The organism is Aliidongia dinghuensis (genome assembly GCF_014643535.1).
Lineage (GTDB): Bacteria > Pseudomonadota > Alphaproteobacteria > ATCC43930 > CGMCC-115725 > Aliidongia > Aliidongia dinghuensis.
Genome location: NZ_BMJQ01000003.1, coordinates 136974 through 152584, shown reverse-complemented (window position 1 = coordinate 152584; position 15611 = coordinate 136974). Strand labels below are relative to the sequence as shown.

15 protein-coding genes are annotated in these 15611 nt (G+C 67.0%); 5 read left to right on the top strand and 10 right to left on the bottom strand.

What is annotated here, in order from left to right:
- Positions 1–4: 4 nt before the first annotated feature.
- Positions 5–304, top strand: a complete 300-nt coding sequence (locus IEY58_RS06690; RefSeq protein WP_189043857.1) for an AzlD domain-containing protein — start codon at positions 5–7, stop codon at positions 302–304.
- 66 nt (positions 305–370) lie between these two features.
- On the opposite strand, the gene infC is transcribed toward IEY58_RS06690, so the two are convergent.
- The 3 genes from infC to IEY58_RS06675 form a co-directional block, all read right to left on the bottom strand.
- Positions 371–907 (bottom strand): translation initiation factor IF-3, encoded by a 537-nt coding sequence (gene infC, locus IEY58_RS06685; RefSeq protein ID WP_189044518.1) that lies wholly within the window; start codon positions 905–907, stop codon positions 371–373.
- Positions 908–1009: 102 nt separating this feature from the next.
- A complete protein-coding gene (gene thrS / locus IEY58_RS06680; RefSeq protein ID WP_189044516.1) occupies positions 1010–2947 on the bottom strand; it encodes a threonine--tRNA ligase in 1938 nt (645 codons plus the stop codon).
- A gap of 116 nt (positions 2948–3063) precedes the next feature.
- Positions 3064–4305, bottom strand: coding sequence for a glycosyltransferase family 4 protein (locus tag IEY58_RS06675; protein WP_229743538.1), 1242 nt, complete (start codon positions 4303–4305; stop codon positions 3064–3066).
- A 182-nt stretch (positions 4306–4487) separates the two neighbouring features.
- Here IEY58_RS06675 and IEY58_RS06670 point away from each other — a divergent pair, with 182 nt between their 5' ends.
- From IEY58_RS06670 to sbmA, 3 genes are all read left to right on the top strand, one after another.
- A complete protein-coding gene (locus IEY58_RS06670) occupies positions 4488–5129 on the top strand; it encodes an alpha/beta fold hydrolase (protein WP_229743537.1) in 642 nt (213 codons plus the stop codon).
- A gap of 146 nt (positions 5130–5275) precedes the next feature.
- Positions 5276–5617, top strand: a complete 342-nt coding sequence (locus IEY58_RS06665) for a hypothetical protein (RefSeq protein ID WP_189043856.1) — start codon at positions 5276–5278, stop codon at positions 5615–5617.
- 174 nt (positions 5618–5791) lie between these two features.
- Entirely contained in the window at positions 5792–7036 is a 1245-nt protein-coding gene (sbmA, locus tag IEY58_RS06660; protein ID WP_189043854.1) for a peptide antibiotic transporter SbmA, read from the top strand.
- Between the two features lie 2 nt (positions 7037–7038).
- On the opposite strand, the gene IEY58_RS06655 is transcribed toward sbmA, so the two are convergent.
- The 5 genes from IEY58_RS06655 to IEY58_RS06635 all read right to left on the bottom strand — a co-directional run bounded on the left by IEY58_RS06655 (position 7039) and on the right by IEY58_RS06635 (position 12731).
- Positions 7039–7431: a DUF779 domain-containing protein gene (locus IEY58_RS06655; RefSeq protein WP_189043846.1), complete on the bottom strand. Its 393-nt coding sequence runs from the start codon at positions 7429–7431 to the stop codon at positions 7039–7041.
- A gap of 60 nt (positions 7432–7491) precedes the next feature.
- Positions 7492–9009 carry an aldehyde dehydrogenase gene (gene adh, locus IEY58_RS06650; RefSeq protein ID WP_189043844.1) on the bottom strand — a complete coding sequence of 506 codons (1518 nt, stop codon included), beginning with the start codon at positions 9007–9009 and terminating at the stop codon, positions 7492–7494.
- A gap of 152 nt (positions 9010–9161) precedes the next feature.
- On the bottom strand, positions 9162–10133 hold the full coding sequence (locus IEY58_RS06645) for a GAF domain-containing protein (RefSeq protein ID WP_189043842.1): 972 nt from the start codon (positions 10131–10133) through the stop codon (positions 9162–9164).
- Between the two features lie 111 nt (positions 10134–10244).
- A complete protein-coding gene (locus IEY58_RS06640) occupies positions 10245–11123 on the bottom strand; it encodes an SDR family oxidoreductase (RefSeq protein WP_189043840.1) in 879 nt (292 codons plus the stop codon).
- Between the two features lie 3 nt (positions 11124–11126).
- Positions 11127–12731, bottom strand: a complete 1605-nt coding sequence (locus IEY58_RS06635) for a peptide ABC transporter substrate-binding protein (protein ID WP_189043838.1) — start codon at positions 12729–12731, stop codon at positions 11127–11129.
- Between the two features lie 55 nt (positions 12732–12786).
- Here IEY58_RS06635 and IEY58_RS06630 point away from each other — a divergent pair, with 55 nt between their 5' ends.
- A complete protein-coding gene (locus tag IEY58_RS06630; RefSeq protein WP_189043836.1) occupies positions 12787–13593 on the top strand; it encodes a tetratricopeptide repeat protein in 807 nt (268 codons plus the stop codon).
- A 4-nt stretch (positions 13594–13597) separates the two neighbouring features.
- Here IEY58_RS06630 and IEY58_RS06625 read toward each other — a convergent pair whose 3' ends face one another.
- Together IEY58_RS06625 and IEY58_RS06620 are read right to left on the bottom strand one after the other, a co-directional pair.
- Positions 13598–13984, bottom strand: a complete 387-nt coding sequence (locus IEY58_RS06625) for a VOC family protein (RefSeq protein WP_189043834.1) — start codon at positions 13982–13984, stop codon at positions 13598–13600.
- 45 nt (positions 13985–14029) lie between these two features.
- Complete coding sequence (locus tag IEY58_RS06620; protein ID WP_189043832.1) at positions 14030–15610, bottom strand: peptide ABC transporter substrate-binding protein; 1581 nt, start codon at positions 15608–15610, stop codon at positions 14030–14032.
- Position 15611 lies beyond the last annotated feature (1 nt).

Here is a 15611-nt window from a genome sequence, read left to right as displayed (position 1 = left end):
GACGATGACCGATTGGGGTCCTTATCCGGCGATCCTGGCCGTGGGTTTGGCGGCCTATGCCATGCGGGCCGGCGGCTTTCTGGTAATGGGGGCGCTGCCGCAGGGCGGATTGGTGGCGCGGCTCCTCAGGCTGGCACCGGGCAACCTGTTCATCGCCTTCGTCGCGGCCGGGATCTGGGAGGGTGGATGGCCCAACCTCGCAGGCAGCGTCGGGGCGGTCGCGGCGATGGCCGTTACCAAGAAGGAGTGGGCGGCCTTGGCCGCCGGCTTCGCCGCCGCGGCGCTCGCCGCCGAATTGTTCTGACAACAACGGCCCGGCGGGTTTCCCCGGCCGGGCCGTTTCGTTCGGTCTATCCCTTGCGGGCGAGGCTCAACGCGGCGACAGCACCATCGTCATCTGGCGGCCTTCCATGCGCGGGAATTGCTCGACCTTGGCGATCTCGTCCAGGTCGTCGCGCACGCGCATCAGCACGTTCATGCCGATGTCCTGATGGGCGAGCTCGCGGCCGCGGAAGCGCATGGTGACCTTCACCTTGTCGCCTTCCTCCACGAACTTGACCATGCTGCGCATCTTGACGTCGTAGTCGTGGTCGTCGATGCCGGGACGGAGCTTGATCTCCTTGACCTCGATGACCTTCTGCTTCTTCTTGGCCTCGTTCTTCTTCTTCTGTTCCTCGTACTTGAACTTGCCGTAGTCGAGGATCTTGCAAACCGGTGGGTCCGCCGCGGCGGCGACTTCGACCAGGTCGAGGCCGGCGGTGGCGGCCATCGCCAGGGCCTCCATCTTCGTTACGACCCCGACCATCTCGCCGTTCTGGTCGACCAGGCGAACGCGGGGGACGTTGATCTCCTCATTGATGCGCGGGCCCTCGCGGGACGGCGTGAGGTTGAGGGGTGGTCTGGCTATGTACGGCCTCCTAATTGTGCAATGGACATGGGCGCCGGGCGTGATGGCATCACGCGGGCACCGGTCCGGGTCGAATCGTTCGAGCCTGCAATCCCCATCCGCTCACGCATGGGTGGACGGGACAGCAGCTTCTTCTGACAATCTAGTGATGGCGTCGGCAAGTGCAACGACTTCTTGATCCTTTCCGCCGAGGCGGCGGATCGCGACGGTCTTTTCCTCGGCCTCGCGGCGGCCGACGACGAGCAGCACCGGGATCTTGGCGAGCGAATGCTCGCGGACCTTGTAATTGATCTTCTCGTTCGCGAGGTCGACCTCGGCGCGAATCCCGGCCTTGACGAGCGATGCTTTGACCTCGCGCGCGTAGTCGTCCGCGTCCGACGTGATGGTCGCGACCATGACCTGGACCGGCGCCAGCCAGATCGGCAGCTTGCCGGCATGCTGCTCGATCAGGATGCCGATGAAGCGCTCGAGCGAGCCCAGGATCGCCCGATGCAGCATGACCGGTCGATGCTTCTGGCCGTCCTCGCCGATGTAGGAGGCATCCAGGCGCTCCGGCAGCACGAAATCGACCTGCAGCGTACCGCACTGCCAGTCGCGGCCGATCGCGTCTCTGAGCACGAACTCGAGCTTCGGCCCATAGAAGGCGCCTTCGCCCGGGTTCATCGTGTAGGGCAATCCTGCCGCCTCGATTGCCGTCTTGAGCGCGCCCTCGGCCCGGTCCCAGGTCTCGTCCGTGCCGGCGCGCACGTCAGGCCGGTCGGAGAACTTGACCGAGACCTCGGTGAAGCCGAAGTCGCGATAGATGCTCTGCAGCAGGTCGCAGAACGCGACCGACTCGGCCGTGATCTGGTCCTCCGTGCAGAAGATGTGCGCGTCGTCCTGGGTGAAGGCGCGCACGCGCATGATGCCGTGGAGTGCCCCCGAGGCCTCGTTGCGGTGGCAGGCGCCGAACTCGGCCATGCGCAGCGGCAGGTCGCGGTAGCTCTTCAGTCCCTGGCGGAAGATCTGGACATGGCACGGGCAGTTCATCGGCTTCACGCCGAACTGGCGCGCGGGCTTGCCATCCTCGCCATGCTCGGCGTCGATCTTGAACATGTTGTCGCCGTACATGTCCCAGTGGCCCGAGGCCACGAACAGCGACTTGTCGATGAGCTGCGGCGTCTTCACTTCCTGGTAGCCGGCGCGGTCGAGGCGCATGCGCACGTAATTCTCGATCGTGCGATAGAGCGTCCAGCCCTTGGCGTGCCAGAACACCTGGCCCGCCGCCTCTTCCTGCTGGTGGAACAGGTTGAGCTCGCGGCCCAATTTGCGATGGTCGCGCTTCTCGGCTTCCTCGATCTGGAACAGGTACTGCGCCAGGTCCTTGTCGCTGGCCCAAGCCGTGCCGTAGATCCGCTGCAGCATCGGGTTGCGATGGTCGCCGCGCCAATAGGCGCCGGCGAGCTTCATCAGCTTGAAGGCGGTGCCGATCTTGCCGGTCGAGGGCGCATGCGGCCCGCGGCAGAGGTCGAGGAACTCGCCCTGGCGGTAGATCGAGATCTCCTCGCTCTCCGGCAGATCGCGGATGAGCTCGGCCTTGTACTTCTCGCCGATCTTCTCGAAATAGGCGATCGCCTCGTCGCGCGGCCAGACCTCGCGGACGAACTTCTCGTCCTTGGCGACGATCTCGCGCATCTTGGCCTCGATTGCGCTGAGGTCGTCCGGCGTGAACGGCTTGTCGCGGGCGAAGTCGTAGTAGAAGCCATTCTCGATCGCCGGGCCGATCGTGACCTGGGCGTCGGGATAGAGCGCCTGCACCGCCTCGGCCATGATGTGGGCCGTGTCGTGGCGGATGAGCTCCAGGCCCTCCGGCTGCTTCGCCGTGACGATCGCAACCTCAGCGTCCCGGTCGATGGTACGCGAGAGATCGACGAGCTTGCCGTCGACCTTGATGGCGAGCGCCGCCTTGGCGAGGCCGGCCCCGATCGATGCCGCGATCTCGGCGCCGGTCACGGGGCCGTCGAAGGTGCGCGTGGCGCCATCGGGCAGCGTGACCGTGATCGGATTGGGCGCAGCGGACTCGGGAGCCAAAGCGAGGGTTTCCTTGCTGAAATACCGGAAGCGATGGATGTAACGCAGCTTGCCCGGTGCCGCAACCGCCGGGGCGGCAGACCAGCTCAGCCGAACGCGCTCTCCAGGGCGGGCGTCGTCGTGATGAGCGCGTCGGGGAACAGCACCTCAGTATAGACGTCGAGCGTCGCCTGGCACATGAGGCGCTTGTCGAACCGCTCGATCATGAAGGCGCGGGCGCGCTCCTTCAGCTCGGCGCGTTCCGCGGGCGCCAGCGCCAGCGCCTCGCCGATGGCCTGGGCCAGCGCGTCGCGGTCGCCCGGCGGGACGAGCCAGCCGGTTTCGCCGGGCAGCACGGTTTCTTGAGAGCCGCCATGGTCGGTTGCGACCACGGGCCGACCCATGGCCTGCGCCTCGACCGCAACGCGGCCGAAACCCTCGGGCTCCGTCGAGGCGGAGACGACGACGTCGGCCAGCATGAAGGCGGCGGCCATGTCGCGGCAATCGCCGACGAGTTGGACATGACCCTCGAGGCCGATCTCCCGGACGAGCCGGACGAGCTCTTCGCGGAACGCCGGCTTCTGCTCGTGGTCGCCCACGAACACGACCTGGAAGTCGCGGTGGGGCAGGCGCTGCATCGCGTAAAGCAGGTCGGCATGGCCCTTCCAGCGCGTGACCCGACCCGGCAGCATCACGACCGGCAGCCCGTCCTTGAGCTGCCATTCCTTGGCGAGCTGGACCAGGCGCGAGGGGTTGACCGCATCCGGATCGAAGCGCTTCAGGTCGACGCCGCGCGGGATGACCCGCAGCCGGTCTTCCTCGACGCCATAGGTCCTGGCCGCCGCCTGGCCGACGAAGGCGGAGATGGCTATGACCCTGAGACCCCGCGCCATGATCGAATTGTACCAGTGTTTGAGGCGCCCCTGGCCGCCGTAGACATTGTGGAACGTGGTGACGAACGGCCGGCCGGTCTGTAGGGCCGCGTAGTAGGCGCTCCAGGCCGGCGCGCGGCTGCGGGCATGGACGAGGTCGATGTTCTCGCGCTCGATGAGCGCCGCCAGGCGCCGGATGTTGCGGCGGATGCCGAACGGGTTCTTGGTCTTGAGCGGCAGGGTCACGTGCGTTCCGCCGGCACGCTCGATCTCGTGCACCATGCGGCCGCCCGAGGAGGCCACGACGGCGCGCCAGCCGGCTTCGACCAGCGCTTGGGTGATCTCGACCGTGCCGCGCTCGACCCCGCCCGTCACCAGCGCCGGCAGAACCTGCAGCACCGCCGGCGGCCGGCCGGTCGCAGCCTCGGGCGCGCCGCCTGGGACATCGTGGGTCTGGGTGATAAGGTCGGCGCTCACGGGATCAGCCTGATGGAACGAGGGAAATGAGTGACGAACCGATGCCGGATAGCGCCGAGGAACCCGGCATCCTAACACGCGAAGACGGGGCTTCAATCGCCTACGTCAGGCAAGCTTGCAATAGAACTCGGTCACACGCAGAGCTGCCCGGCATCGTCTATCTAGGCGGATTCCGATCCGACATGACCGGAATCAAGGCGACGCGGCTCGCCCAGTTCGCTTGGCAGCGGGGCCAGGCCTTCGTCCGGTTCGACTATCGCGGCCACGGCGCCGATGCGGCCCGCTTCACCCGCTACACCGTCGGCGACTGGATCGCCGATGCGCTTGCGGTCGTCGACCGGTTGACGGAAGGGCCGCAGATCCTGGTCGGCTCGTCCATGGGCGGCTGGATCATGCAGCACGTAGCGCTCGCCGGGCCGGACCGCGTCGCGGGCCTCGTCGGCATCGCGACCGCGAGCGACTTCACCGAGCGGCTGATCCGGCCGAACCTGGACGCGGCCGCGCGTGCCCGGCTCGCGGCCGACGGATACCTGACCGTGCCGTCGCGTTACGACCCGGCCGGCTACATGCTGACGGCGGCTTTGATCGAGGACGGCCGGCGCCACGCGCTCTTGCCCGGGCCGATCCCGATCCGCTGCCCGGTCCGGCTGCTGCACGGGCTCGCCGACCCGGACGTGCCCTGGCAGCTCTCGCTCGACCTCGCGGCGGCGCTCGCCGGCGACGACGTGCTCGTGACGCTCATCAAGGGCGGCGACCATCGCCTGTCGGAGCCGGACCATCTCGCGCGCATCGAGGCGGCGGTGGTGGAATTGAGCCGGCGCTGAGGCCGCTTGGGCCGCCCCTGCGACAGAATGGCAGCCGCAGATTTCCGCAAATTAATGTTGGCGCAAGCCTCCTTTCATCTTCGCTGGCCACGTGTCGGACGGGACCGAAAACATCGGCTCTCACGATCGGTTGAAAGGAGAAAGCCATGCGTATCCTGATGGCCGCTTCGGCGGCGCTGGCACTCATTGCCTCCGGCGCCGCCTTTGCTGCCCCGTCGAACAGCGCTGCGGCGCCGTCGGCCCCGCAACAGGCTCAGCCCACCGCCCCGCACAAGGTCGCGATGCGCCACCATGGCCGCGACGTTATTGGCGACCGCGAGACGGCGGCGCTCAACAGCCTCGAGGCGTCGGGCTATTACACCTTCAAGGACATCCGTCCCGACGGCAAGAACATCGCCGCCGACGCGCAGAAGCCGGGCGCCGGCTTCGTGCATCTGATGGTCACGCCCGACGGCGCCATTAAGACAGCCAGCGGCTCCGCCACCTGAGGCAGCCCGGCCACCTGAGGCGGCCCGAACGGGTAGGCCGCGGCTGACGCCGCCTGCCCGGGGCCGCTTTCCGGTCCAGGCTTCGCGGCCCGTGTGCCGCCGAAGCTTTTGCATTCCCAAGCCTGGCTGAGGCGACGCGCCGGACCCACGCGCCGCCACCGATGGAGCGCGCCCGTGTTCGTCTCGTTCTTCCCACGCCCGCGACTGTTCGCGGTTTCAATCGCCCTTTGGGTCGCGTTCGTCGTTCTGCTCTGGGCTTTCGCCGCCAAGGACTGGGGCGCGTACCTGGGGCTTCCGCCGCTTGCCCAGGGACAGACGCCGGTCATCGGCGTCTCGCGCTTCTGGTCGGCGCCGTTCCTCTGGTTCTATCTCTATTATCTCGCCGCAGTGGCATTGTTCGGCCTGTTCTGGCGGCTCGTGGCGCCGCACCCCTGGGCCCGCTGGTCGATCTGGGGCTCGGCGCTCATCCTGTTCGTGACGTATTTCGAGGTCCAGGTGTCGGTCGCGATCAACGACTGGTACGGACCGTTCTACAATCTGATCCAGGCGGCGCTCGACCACGGCCACGCGACCGCGGCGCAGTTCTACATGGAGAGCTTCAGCTTCCTCGACATTGCGCTCATGGCGGTGATGCTCGCGGTGCTCACCCGCTTCTTCGTCAGCCACTATATCTTCCGGTGGCGCACGGCGATGACCGACTACTACATGGCCCATTGGGCGACGCTGCGCCGGGTCGAGGGCGCCTCCCAGCGTGTGCAGGAAGACACGATGCGCTTCGCCTCGACGCTGGAATCGCTGGGTGTCAGCCTCATCACCTCCGTGATGACACTGATCGCCTTCATTCCCGTGCTGAACCGGCTTTCGGCGTCCGTGACGACATTGCCGCTGATCGGCGCCGTGCCGCATGCGCTGGTGCTGGTCGGGATCGTCTGGTCCGTCTGCGGCACCGGCTTCCTGGCGCTCATCGGCATCAAGCTGCCGGGCCTCGAATTCAAGAACCAGCGGGTCGAGGCGGCCTATCGCAAGGAACTCGTCTATGGCGAGGACAATGCGATGCATGCCCAGCCGCCGACCGTCGCGGAGCTGTTCTCCAACATCCGGCAGAACTATTTCCGCATCTTCTTTCACTACACCTACTTCAACCTAGGCCGCTTCGGCTATCTGCAGGTCGACAATATCTTCCCGTTCCTCGTGCTGACCCCGACGGTCGTCGCGGGCCAGATCACGTTCGGCCTCTTGAACCAGATCCTGAGCGCGTTCGATCAGGTGCGCTCGTCGTTCCAGTACCTGATCACGTCCTGGCCGACGATCGTCGACCTGCTGTCGATCTACAAGCGCCTGCGCGGCTTCGAAGCGACGCTCCGCGGCGAGCCCTTGCCGGCGATCGAGACGGCTGTCGCCGACACGGCCGCGCCCTAAGCCTAAGAGCCGAGGCCCTTGGCCGGGCTGCCGCCCAGGCTGCAGATCTCCTCGCCGGAGAAGGTGCGCGACCGGGTGAGGAAGCGTCTTTCGCTGCCATTCTCGAGCGAGAACATGCCGCCGCGGCCCGGCACGACGTCGATGATCAGCTGGGTATGTTGCCAGGCCTCGAACTGTGCCGCGCCGATATAGACCGGGGCACCGCCGATCTCGCCGAGCCGCACGTCGCGGTCGCCGAGGATGAAATCGGACTGCGGATAGCACATGGGCGAGGAGCCGTCGCAGCAGCCGCCGGACTGATGGAACAGGATCGGTCCGTGCCGGTCCTGCAGCTCCCGGATAAGGTCGAGTGCCGCCGGCGTCGCGGTCACCCGATCCGGAGTGGTGTCGGCCATCCGAAGTCTCCGAAGCGGCAACCGGACCGGCGCGCGGGCCGGTCCGGCATCGCCTTTGTCTCAGAAGAAGCCGAGCTTTTTCGGCGCGTAGCTGACCAGGAGATTCTTGGTCTGCTGGTAATGGTCGAGCATCATGCTGTGGTTCTCGCGGCCGATGCCCGACTGCTTGTAGCCGCCGAACGCCGCATGGGCCGGATAGGCGTGATAGCAGTTGGTCCAGACCCGTCCCGCCTGAATGGCACGCCCGAACCGGTAGGCCAGGGTGCCGTCGCGCGTCCAGACCCCGGCGCCGAGGCCGTAGAGGGTGTCGTTCGCGATGGCCAGCGCTTCCTCGTCGCTCTGGAAGGTCGCGACCGAGACGACCGGGCCGAAGATCTCCTCCTGGAAGATCCGCATCTTGTTGTGGCCCCGGAAGACGGTCGGTTGCATGTAATAGCCGCCCGCAAGATCGCCCGGCAGCGGGTTGCGGCTGCCGCCGATCAGCACTTCGGCCCCTTCCTGGCGGCCGATCTCGATGTAGCTCAGGATCTTGTCGAGCTGCTCGGACGAGGCCTGGGCACCGATCATGGTCGCGGGATCGAGCGGATTGCCCTGGACGATCGCCGCCACGCGCTGCAGCGCGCGCTCCATGAAGCGCTCGTAGATGCTTTCATGGACGAGAGCGCGGCTCGGGCAGGTGCAGACCTCACCCTGGTTGAGCGCGAACATGACGAAGCCCTCGATCGCCTTGTCGAAGAAATCGTCATCCTCGGCGGCCACGTCCTTGAAGAAGATGTTCGGCGACTTCCCGCCCAGCTCCAAAGTCACCGGGATCAGGTTCTGGCTGGCATACTGCATGATGAGCCGGCCGGTCGTGGTCTCGCCGGTGAAGGCGATCTTGGCGATGCGGTTGCTGGACGCGAGCGGCTTGCCGGCTTCGAGGCCGAACCCGTTGACGATATTGACGACGCCGGGCGGCAGGATGCCGGCGATGAGTTCGGCCAGCACCAGGATCGAGGCCGGGGTCTGCTCGGCCGGCTTGATGACGACGCAATTGCCGGCCGCGAGCGCCGGGGCCAGCTTCCAGACCGCCATCAGCAGCGGGAAGTTCCACGGGATGATCTGGCCGACGACGCCGAGCGGCTCGTGGAAATGATAGGCGACCGTGTCGTGGTCGATCTCGGAAATCCCGCCTTCCTGCGCGCGGATGGCACCGGCGAAATAGCGGAAATGATCGACCGCGAGCGGCAGGTCGGCGGCCGTCGTCTCGCGGATCGGCTTGCCGTTGTCCCAGGTCTCGGCCTCGGCGAGGAGGGCCAGATTGTCTTCCATGACCTGGGCGATCTTGTTCAGCAGCAGCGCCCGCTCGGCCGGGCTGGTGCGGCCCCAGGCATCCTTCGCGGCGTGGGCGGCATCAAGAGCCGCTTCGACGTCCTGGGCGTCGGACCGGGCGATCTCGCAAAGGAGACGGCCGTTCACCGGCGAAGTGTTCTGGAAATACCGGCCACCCACCGGCTCGACCCAGCGGCCGCCGATGAAGTTGCCGTAGCGGGATTTGAACAGGTGCGCGGCACTCCGCGCGGCTTCCGGATGGCTCATCGTTTCACTCCCTGTCGAGCACGCCGAGTTCGGCGTCGATCGCGAGCGAGGATAAGCCCGGACCTGGGGCAGGGTTAGATGAGGGCGGTCAGGAAACATGCCGATGTGTCGCACAAGTGCGACACTTATCCAGGCGATGCGCGGCGCCTCGCTTAGTGCCGGTTTTCGAGCCGGAGGCGCGCGATCTTCCGGTGCAGGGTCGCCCGGCTGATGCCGAGCGATCGAGCCGCCGCCGAGACGTTGCCATGGGCGCGCGACAGCGCCCGCTGCACGGCGCCACGCTCGGCCATCGCCAGATCCTCGCCCGGCGCCTCGGCCTCGGGCGCCAGGATGTCGCCGACGGGGAAGGGGCGGGCCAGCTGCTCATCGGTCAAGCCATAGGCGCGGCGGGCCGTATAATTCGCGCCGATGACCAGATCCTGCCGGTCGACTGCAAGCAGACCGCCTGCTCCCCGGCTCGTATCCGGACCGACAAGGATACGGGCGTCACGGAAGGCGTCGCGGAAGCACCGCGCCTCGATCCTCTGCGCCGCCTCGCAGGTCGCCGACGCGATCAGCTTCAGCACGGCCGGCGTCAGGTCCGCACGACAATTGGAGACGTCGAGCGTCGCCGCGATCTTGCCGCGGGCATCCCGGATCGGCGCCACGGTGCAGCTCAGGCTGATGTTGCGGGTCATGAAATGCTGGTCGCGATGGATCGTGAGCGGCCGCCCCTCGGCGAGGCAGGTGCCGACGCCGTTCGTGCCTTCGCTCGCCTCGCTCCACACCATGCCGGTCCAGAGGCCCAGATTGCGGAAATCGATATCGTCGGCGGCCTTGCCGCGCCGGACGAGCGGCACGCCGTCGCGATCGGTCAGCATGACGCAGCAGCCGGCATCGCCGACCGCCTGGAACAGGCGATCGAGCGTCTCGTGCGCCAGATGGATGAGGGGTGCCAACCGTTCCAAGGCGAGGTTGAACGCGATCCCATCCAGCCGTTCCGGCGGCCGGCCGAGTTCCGGGTCGAGGCCATACTGCAGCGAGCGCGACCACGATGCCGCGACAGCCGACTGCGCGGCTGACGCCCGATCGCTCAGGACCGAGTAGATTTGATCGGCGTGATGCGCCCTGCGCGTCTCGGCCATCTCTCCTCCCGCCCGCTGCCACCTCTTGTTGTCGAGCGGTGTGGTTCGGGCGTCTTATGTTTCGATTGCCGCGGGGACGGAGTCAATGAGGCCATCGATCGTTCGGCCCGGTCATGCTTGCGCGAGCAGCGCCTGCAGTCCCGTCCGATAGTCCGGATAGCGCAGCTCGACACCCAGCTCCTCCTTGATCAACCGGTTCGAGACGCGCTTGTTGTCGGCGTAGAAGCTGCGGGCCATGTCGCTCAAGGATGCCGTCTCGAACGGGATCTCGGGCGGTGACGCGACGCCGAGCAGCTCGCAGGCATAGGCCACGACCTCGTCGGGCGGTGCCGGATTGTCGTCGCAGACATTGTAGACGGCGCCCGGCCGCGGCCGCTCGATCGAGGCCGCCAGGACCCGAGCGATGTCGTCGACATGGACGCGGCTGAACACTTGGCCGGGCTTGACGATGCGTTGGGCACGGCCGGCGCGCACCGTGTCGAGCGCGCTGCGGCCGGGGCCGTAGATGCCGGCCAGGCGGAAGAGATGGACCGGCACGCCGACGGGCAACAGGGCCTGCCAGGCCGCCTCGGCGTCCGCGCGCCGTTGGCCGCGCTCGCCTGTTGGATTGAGGGGCGTCGTCTCGTCGACCCAGCCGCCGTCGTGGTCGCCATAGACGCCGGTGGTCGAGAGATAGCCGGCCCAGACAAGCCCGCGGTGCCGGGCGATGGCCTGCCGGGCAATGGCGGGGCCCCAGAGCGCCAGCGCCGGATCGCCTGCCGCATCGGGCGGGATCGAGGCGAGCAGATGGGTGGCGCCGGCGATCATGCTGTCCGGGTTCGCCGGCGGATGCGTGCGGTCGGCGACGATCGCGTCGATACCCTCCGCCCGGAGCGCGGCGGCCCGGTCCGGCTCGCGGCAGGTGCCGCCGACCGACCAGCCCGCCGCGCTGAGCCGCCGGGCAAGGGTGAGCGCGGTATAGCCGAGGCCGAAGCAGAACAGCCGGGCCAAGGTTCAGTTCCGGATCGCGAGGAAGCGGGTCGGCGCGTCGGCCTCGTTGTTGCGCCAGCCGGCGACGCGCGGCTTCACCATGTAGTTGTTGGCGTAGGAGAACAGCGGGATCATTGGCACATCGTCCATCAGGATCCGTTCTGCCTTCTCCGAGAGCGCATTGCGCGACGGCCAGTCGAGCGCCACACGCGCCTGGCGGATGAGCGCGTCGTAGGCCGGGTTTGCATAGGCTGAGGAATTGAAGTCGCCGGCATCGGTCTGGTTGATGCGCAGGTATTGCACCGGGTCGTCGAAATCGATCTGGAAGCCGATCGAGGCGATCTCGAAATTCTGGCGCCGGAGGTTGCTCAGCAGCACCTGGAATTCCTGGTTGTCGAGCGTGACCTCGACGCCGAGGCTGGTCTTCCACATGCTGGCGATGGCCGTCATCAGGCTGCGGATCTCGTCGTTGGTCGTGTAGCTGATGGTGAGTTTAAGCGGGTGATCCGGCCCGTAGCCGGCCTCGGCCATCAGCTCCTTGGCGCGCGTGATCCGATCGGCGAGCGAAGCGCCGGCGAAGCGGAACTTCTGCGGCTCGTAGCCGTGGCTGCCGATGACCTCGGGCGTGAAGCTGTAGGACGGCTGCTGGCCGCGCACGATAATCTTGTTGACCAGCGTCTCCCGATCGATCGTCATGGCGAGCGCCTCGCGCAGCCGGACGTCGGTGCCGAGCGGCGCGCGCCTCAGATTGATCGGCATGTAGTAGGTCGACCGAGCGATGCCGGTCTTGAGCTCCTCTGGGTAATCCTTGCGGATCGCGATGAGCTGCCGCGTCGGTACGCGGGTGATGTCGAGGTCGCCCGAGAGGTAGCGCTTCAGGGCGGTGCCGTCGTCGTCGGAGACGACATGGTCGACCTCGTCGATCGCGATTGCCGCCGCGTTGTAGTAGCCCGGGTTCTTGACCAGCACGATCTGGTCGTGCGGCACCCACGACTTCAGCAGGTAGGGGCCGTCGGTCACGGCGACGCCGGGCCGGGTCCAGTCGGACGGGTGCGCCTCGATCGTGGCACGGTGCAGCGGATAGACGAAGCGCTGGGTCATCAGTTCCGGCAGCACGAGGTTGGCGGCCGCGAGATGGATGGTGAAGGTGTAGGGATCCGGCGCCTCGACGCCGAGCTTCGAGAGGTCCTTTTCCTTGCCGGCGTTGATCGCTTCGGCATTGACGATGTCACGTACCGCGTCGATGTCGCCCGCGGCCGTCTTGGGGTCGACCAGGCGGCGGAAGCTGTAGAGGAAGTCGGCCGAGGTGACCGGGTCGCCGTTCGACCATTTCACGCCGTGGCGCAAGTGGAAGACATAGGTGAGCCCGTCGGGCGACACGTCCCAGCGCTCGGCGATGCCGGGCGCCGGGTGCTTGTTCACGTCCCAGATGGTCAGGCCCTCGTAGAGGTCCTGCTCGACCTGAACGTCCTGGATGCCGGTCGATTTCTGCGGGTCGAGCGTTTCGGGCTCGGCCTGGTTCCAGCGCCGGAGCACCTTCGGCTCCGTGGCGTCGGCACCGCTGCTTGCCGTCAGCGCCAGCAGGATCCCAGCCAGTGCAAATCCCCAACGCCCTAAGCTTGCCATCATCGTGTGCCCGTTGTTTAACCCGCGAAGCTGCCGCCCCGACGAATGAAAGCCACCTATGCCACGTCTGCCGTCTTTCCACCATTCACGCTGCACCGCGACCAATTGGCTCCTGGCCCTGGCCCCCTTGATGGTCGCTTCGGTGCCGGCACCCGCCGCCGACCTCACGAACGACGCGGCCAGCTACGAGCGCTGCATGGATACGGCGCGCAAGGAGCCGGAAGACGGGTTCGAAATGGCCTCGGTCTGGAAGGACCACGGCGGCGGGCTACCGGCGGAACATTGTGCCGGTGTGGCCCTCATGGGTCTCAAACAATATGCGCTCGCCGGCGACACGCTCGAGACGCTCGGCAAGGAAATGGTGCGCGAGGCGCCGAGCCTGCGCGCCGAGGTTCTGATGCAGGCCGGCGAGGCCTGGCTGCAGGCGGGCCAGCCGGCCAAGGCGCGGGCCGATCTCGATGCGGCGATCGGGCTCGATCCCAAGGACCCGTCGCTGCTCGTCGCGCGCGCGCGCGCCCTGGCCGCGGCCAAGGACTACAAGGCGGCGAAGGAGGATCTGAGCCGCGCCCTTGCCGGCGGGGCGCCGCGCGGCGAGGTGCTTACATATCGCGCCGCCGCCAACCGGCTGCAGGGCGAATTGTCGGCCGCGCGCAAGGACGCCGACGAGGCCGTGGCCGCCGCGCCGAACTCGGCCGACGCCTGGCTCGAGCGGGCGAACGTCCGCCGGCTGCAGAAAGACGACAAGGGCGCCCGCGCCGACTGGATCAAGGTGCTGGAACTGGCACCCGATGGGCCGGCCGGCGACGCCGCCCGCGACAATCTCGCGGCCATGGACGTGCATGTCGATGGAGCCGCCAAACCCTAAAGCGCTATGCGGGCCGGCGGCAGACCGCTTCGATGTTGTTGCCGTCCGGGTCGCGTACGTAGGCGCCGTAGTAGTCGGGGTGGTAGTGCGGACGCGGGCCCGGCGCGCCGTTGTCGGTGCCGCCGGCGGCGAGCGCTGCGCGGTGGAACGCGTCGACCGTCGCCCGGTCTGGCGCCACGAAGGCGACGTGCGTCGATTGCGCCGGCCGCGATCCGGTGCCGATCCAGAAGAACGGCCGGCCCGGCGTGCCGAAGCCGGCGTGGGCCTCGGCGCCGGTCTCCTCGGCGCTCACTTCCATGAGCAGCGTGATGCCGAGCGGCGCCAGCGCCGCCTGGTAGAAGCGTTTCGAGCGCGCGAAGTCGGCGACGGCGAAGCCGATGTGATCCAGCATGGGTTCGGGCTCCTTAGGGTGTTCCGGCATGCTCCCCTCCCATGATCAGTCCGTGACCGACAGATACCGGCTCTGCGGATAGGCCACGTTGGCGTGCCAGCCGTGCACGCGCTTGTGCACCAGCGTGTGCTGCAGCACGTCGGTCAGCGGGATGACCGGCATGTCGGTCATCATCTGCTTCTCGGCGGCCTCGAAGAACTTGGCGCGCGCCTCGACCGTGGTCGCGACCCGGCCCTCGTCGAACAGCTTGTCGAACTCGGCGCTCTTGTAGCCGGGATAGTTGTATGAAGTGTTCGACGAGATATAGTTGATGAAGGCGTCTTCCGGCTCGTTATAGAGGCCGTATTCGCCCATCGAGCCGATGTCGTAGTCCTTCTGCTGGACTTTGTTCAGGTAGACTTGCCATTCCATGTTGTCGAGCTTGACCTCGACACCGATCTGCTTCCACATGGCGGCGATGGCGAGCAACTCGGTACGGGTCTGCTCGTCGGTCGTATAGATCAGCGTGAGCTTCAAGGGATGGTCCGGGCCGTAACCGGCCTCCTTCATCAGCTCCTTCGCCTTCGCGAGCCGCTCGGCCTGGCTCAGGCTCTTGAAGAACACGGGCTGCGAGACATAGTCGGGGATCACCGGCGGCATGAAGCCGTAGGCGGGCATGCTGCCGTTCTGGATGACCTTCTGGGTGATGGTCTCGCGGTCGACCGTCATGCTCAAGGCCTGGCGCAGGCGCAGGTCTTGGGACAAAGGCCCCCGGGTCATGTTGATTGTCAGGAAATTGTGCGAGTTGATCGGCGCTTCGAGCATCTCGTCGGCATAAGTCGCCTTCAGCCGTTTCAGCTCCTTGACCGGCGGCCGGTCGAACGTGTCGAGCTCGCCCGCCTCCCAGCGCTTGAGCCCGCTCAGCGTGTCCGAGGTGTTGAGGTAATCGACCTCGTCAAGTTTGACGTTCGCCGCGTCGTGATAGAGCGGGTTCTTGATCAGCGTGATCTGGGATTGCGGCACCCAGTCCTTGAGCACGAAGGCGCCGTTGCCGACGAAATGGCCGGGCTTCGGCCAGTCCCGGCCCCATTTCTCGATCGATGCGCGATGGAGCGGCATCGCCGTGTTGTCGGTCATGCGCAAGGGGAAGATCACGCAGGGCGCTTGCAGGTGGACCCTGAGCGTCAGCGGATCGACCGCCTCGACGCCGAGCTTGGTCACGTCCTTCTCGGTGCCGGCGATGATCGCCTCGGCATTCAGGATGGGCCGGAGCGCCAACGGGTCCGAGGCGCCGGTCTTGGGATCGACGCCGCGGCGGAAGGCATAGACGAAGTCCTCTGCCGTGACCGGATCACCGTTCGACCATTTGCCGTCGGGCCTCAGGTGGAACGTGTAGGTCAGGCCGTCCGTCGACACGTCCCACGAGAGTGCGGCGCCCGGTACCGGCTTCAAGTCCATATCGAGCGCCGTCAGCCCTTCGAGCAGCTCGTGCTGCACCGAGACGTCGTAGAGCGCGATGCCTTTCTGCGGGTCGAGCGATTCGACTTCGGAATCGAGGCTGCGCCGCAGCACATTCGCGGCTTGCGCGTCGGCGGCCTGGAAAATCATGAGCGCCGCGGCAGCCGCGGCGAACGTCCGGATCAACAAG

Excerpts from the sequence above, each read along its gene's own strand:
- IEY58_RS06690 (WP_189043857.1), top strand. The coding sequence starts at position 5 with ATGACCGATTGGGGTCCTTATCCGGCGATCCTGGCCGTGGGTTTGGCG.
- IEY58_RS06670 (WP_229743537.1), top strand. The coding sequence starts at position 4,488 with ATGACCGGAATCAAGGCGACGCGGCTCGCCCAGTTCGCTTGGCAGCGG.
- IEY58_RS06665 (WP_189043856.1), top strand. The coding sequence starts at position 5,276 with ATGCGTATCCTGATGGCCGCTTCGGCGGCGCTGGCACTCATTGCCTCC.
- IEY58_RS06655 (WP_189043846.1), bottom strand. The coding sequence starts at position 7,431 with ATGGCCGACACCACTCCGGATCGGGTGACCGCGACGCCGGCGGCACTC.
- adh (WP_189043844.1), bottom strand. The coding sequence starts at position 9,009 with ATGAGCCATCCGGAAGCCGCGCGGAGTGCCGCGCACCTGTTCAAATCC.
- IEY58_RS06645 (WP_189043842.1), bottom strand. The coding sequence starts at position 10,133 with ATGGCCGAGACGCGCAGGGCGCATCACGCCGATCAAATCTACTCGGTC.
- IEY58_RS06635 (WP_189043838.1), bottom strand. The coding sequence starts at position 12,731 with ATGATGGCAAGCTTAGGGCGTTGGGGATTTGCACTGGCTGGGATCCTG.
- IEY58_RS06630 (WP_189043836.1), top strand. The coding sequence starts at position 12,787 with ATGCCACGTCTGCCGTCTTTCCACCATTCACGCTGCACCGCGACCAAT.
- IEY58_RS06625 (WP_189043834.1), bottom strand. The coding sequence starts at position 13,984 with ATGCTGGATCACATCGGCTTCGCCGTCGCCGACTTCGCGCGCTCGAAA.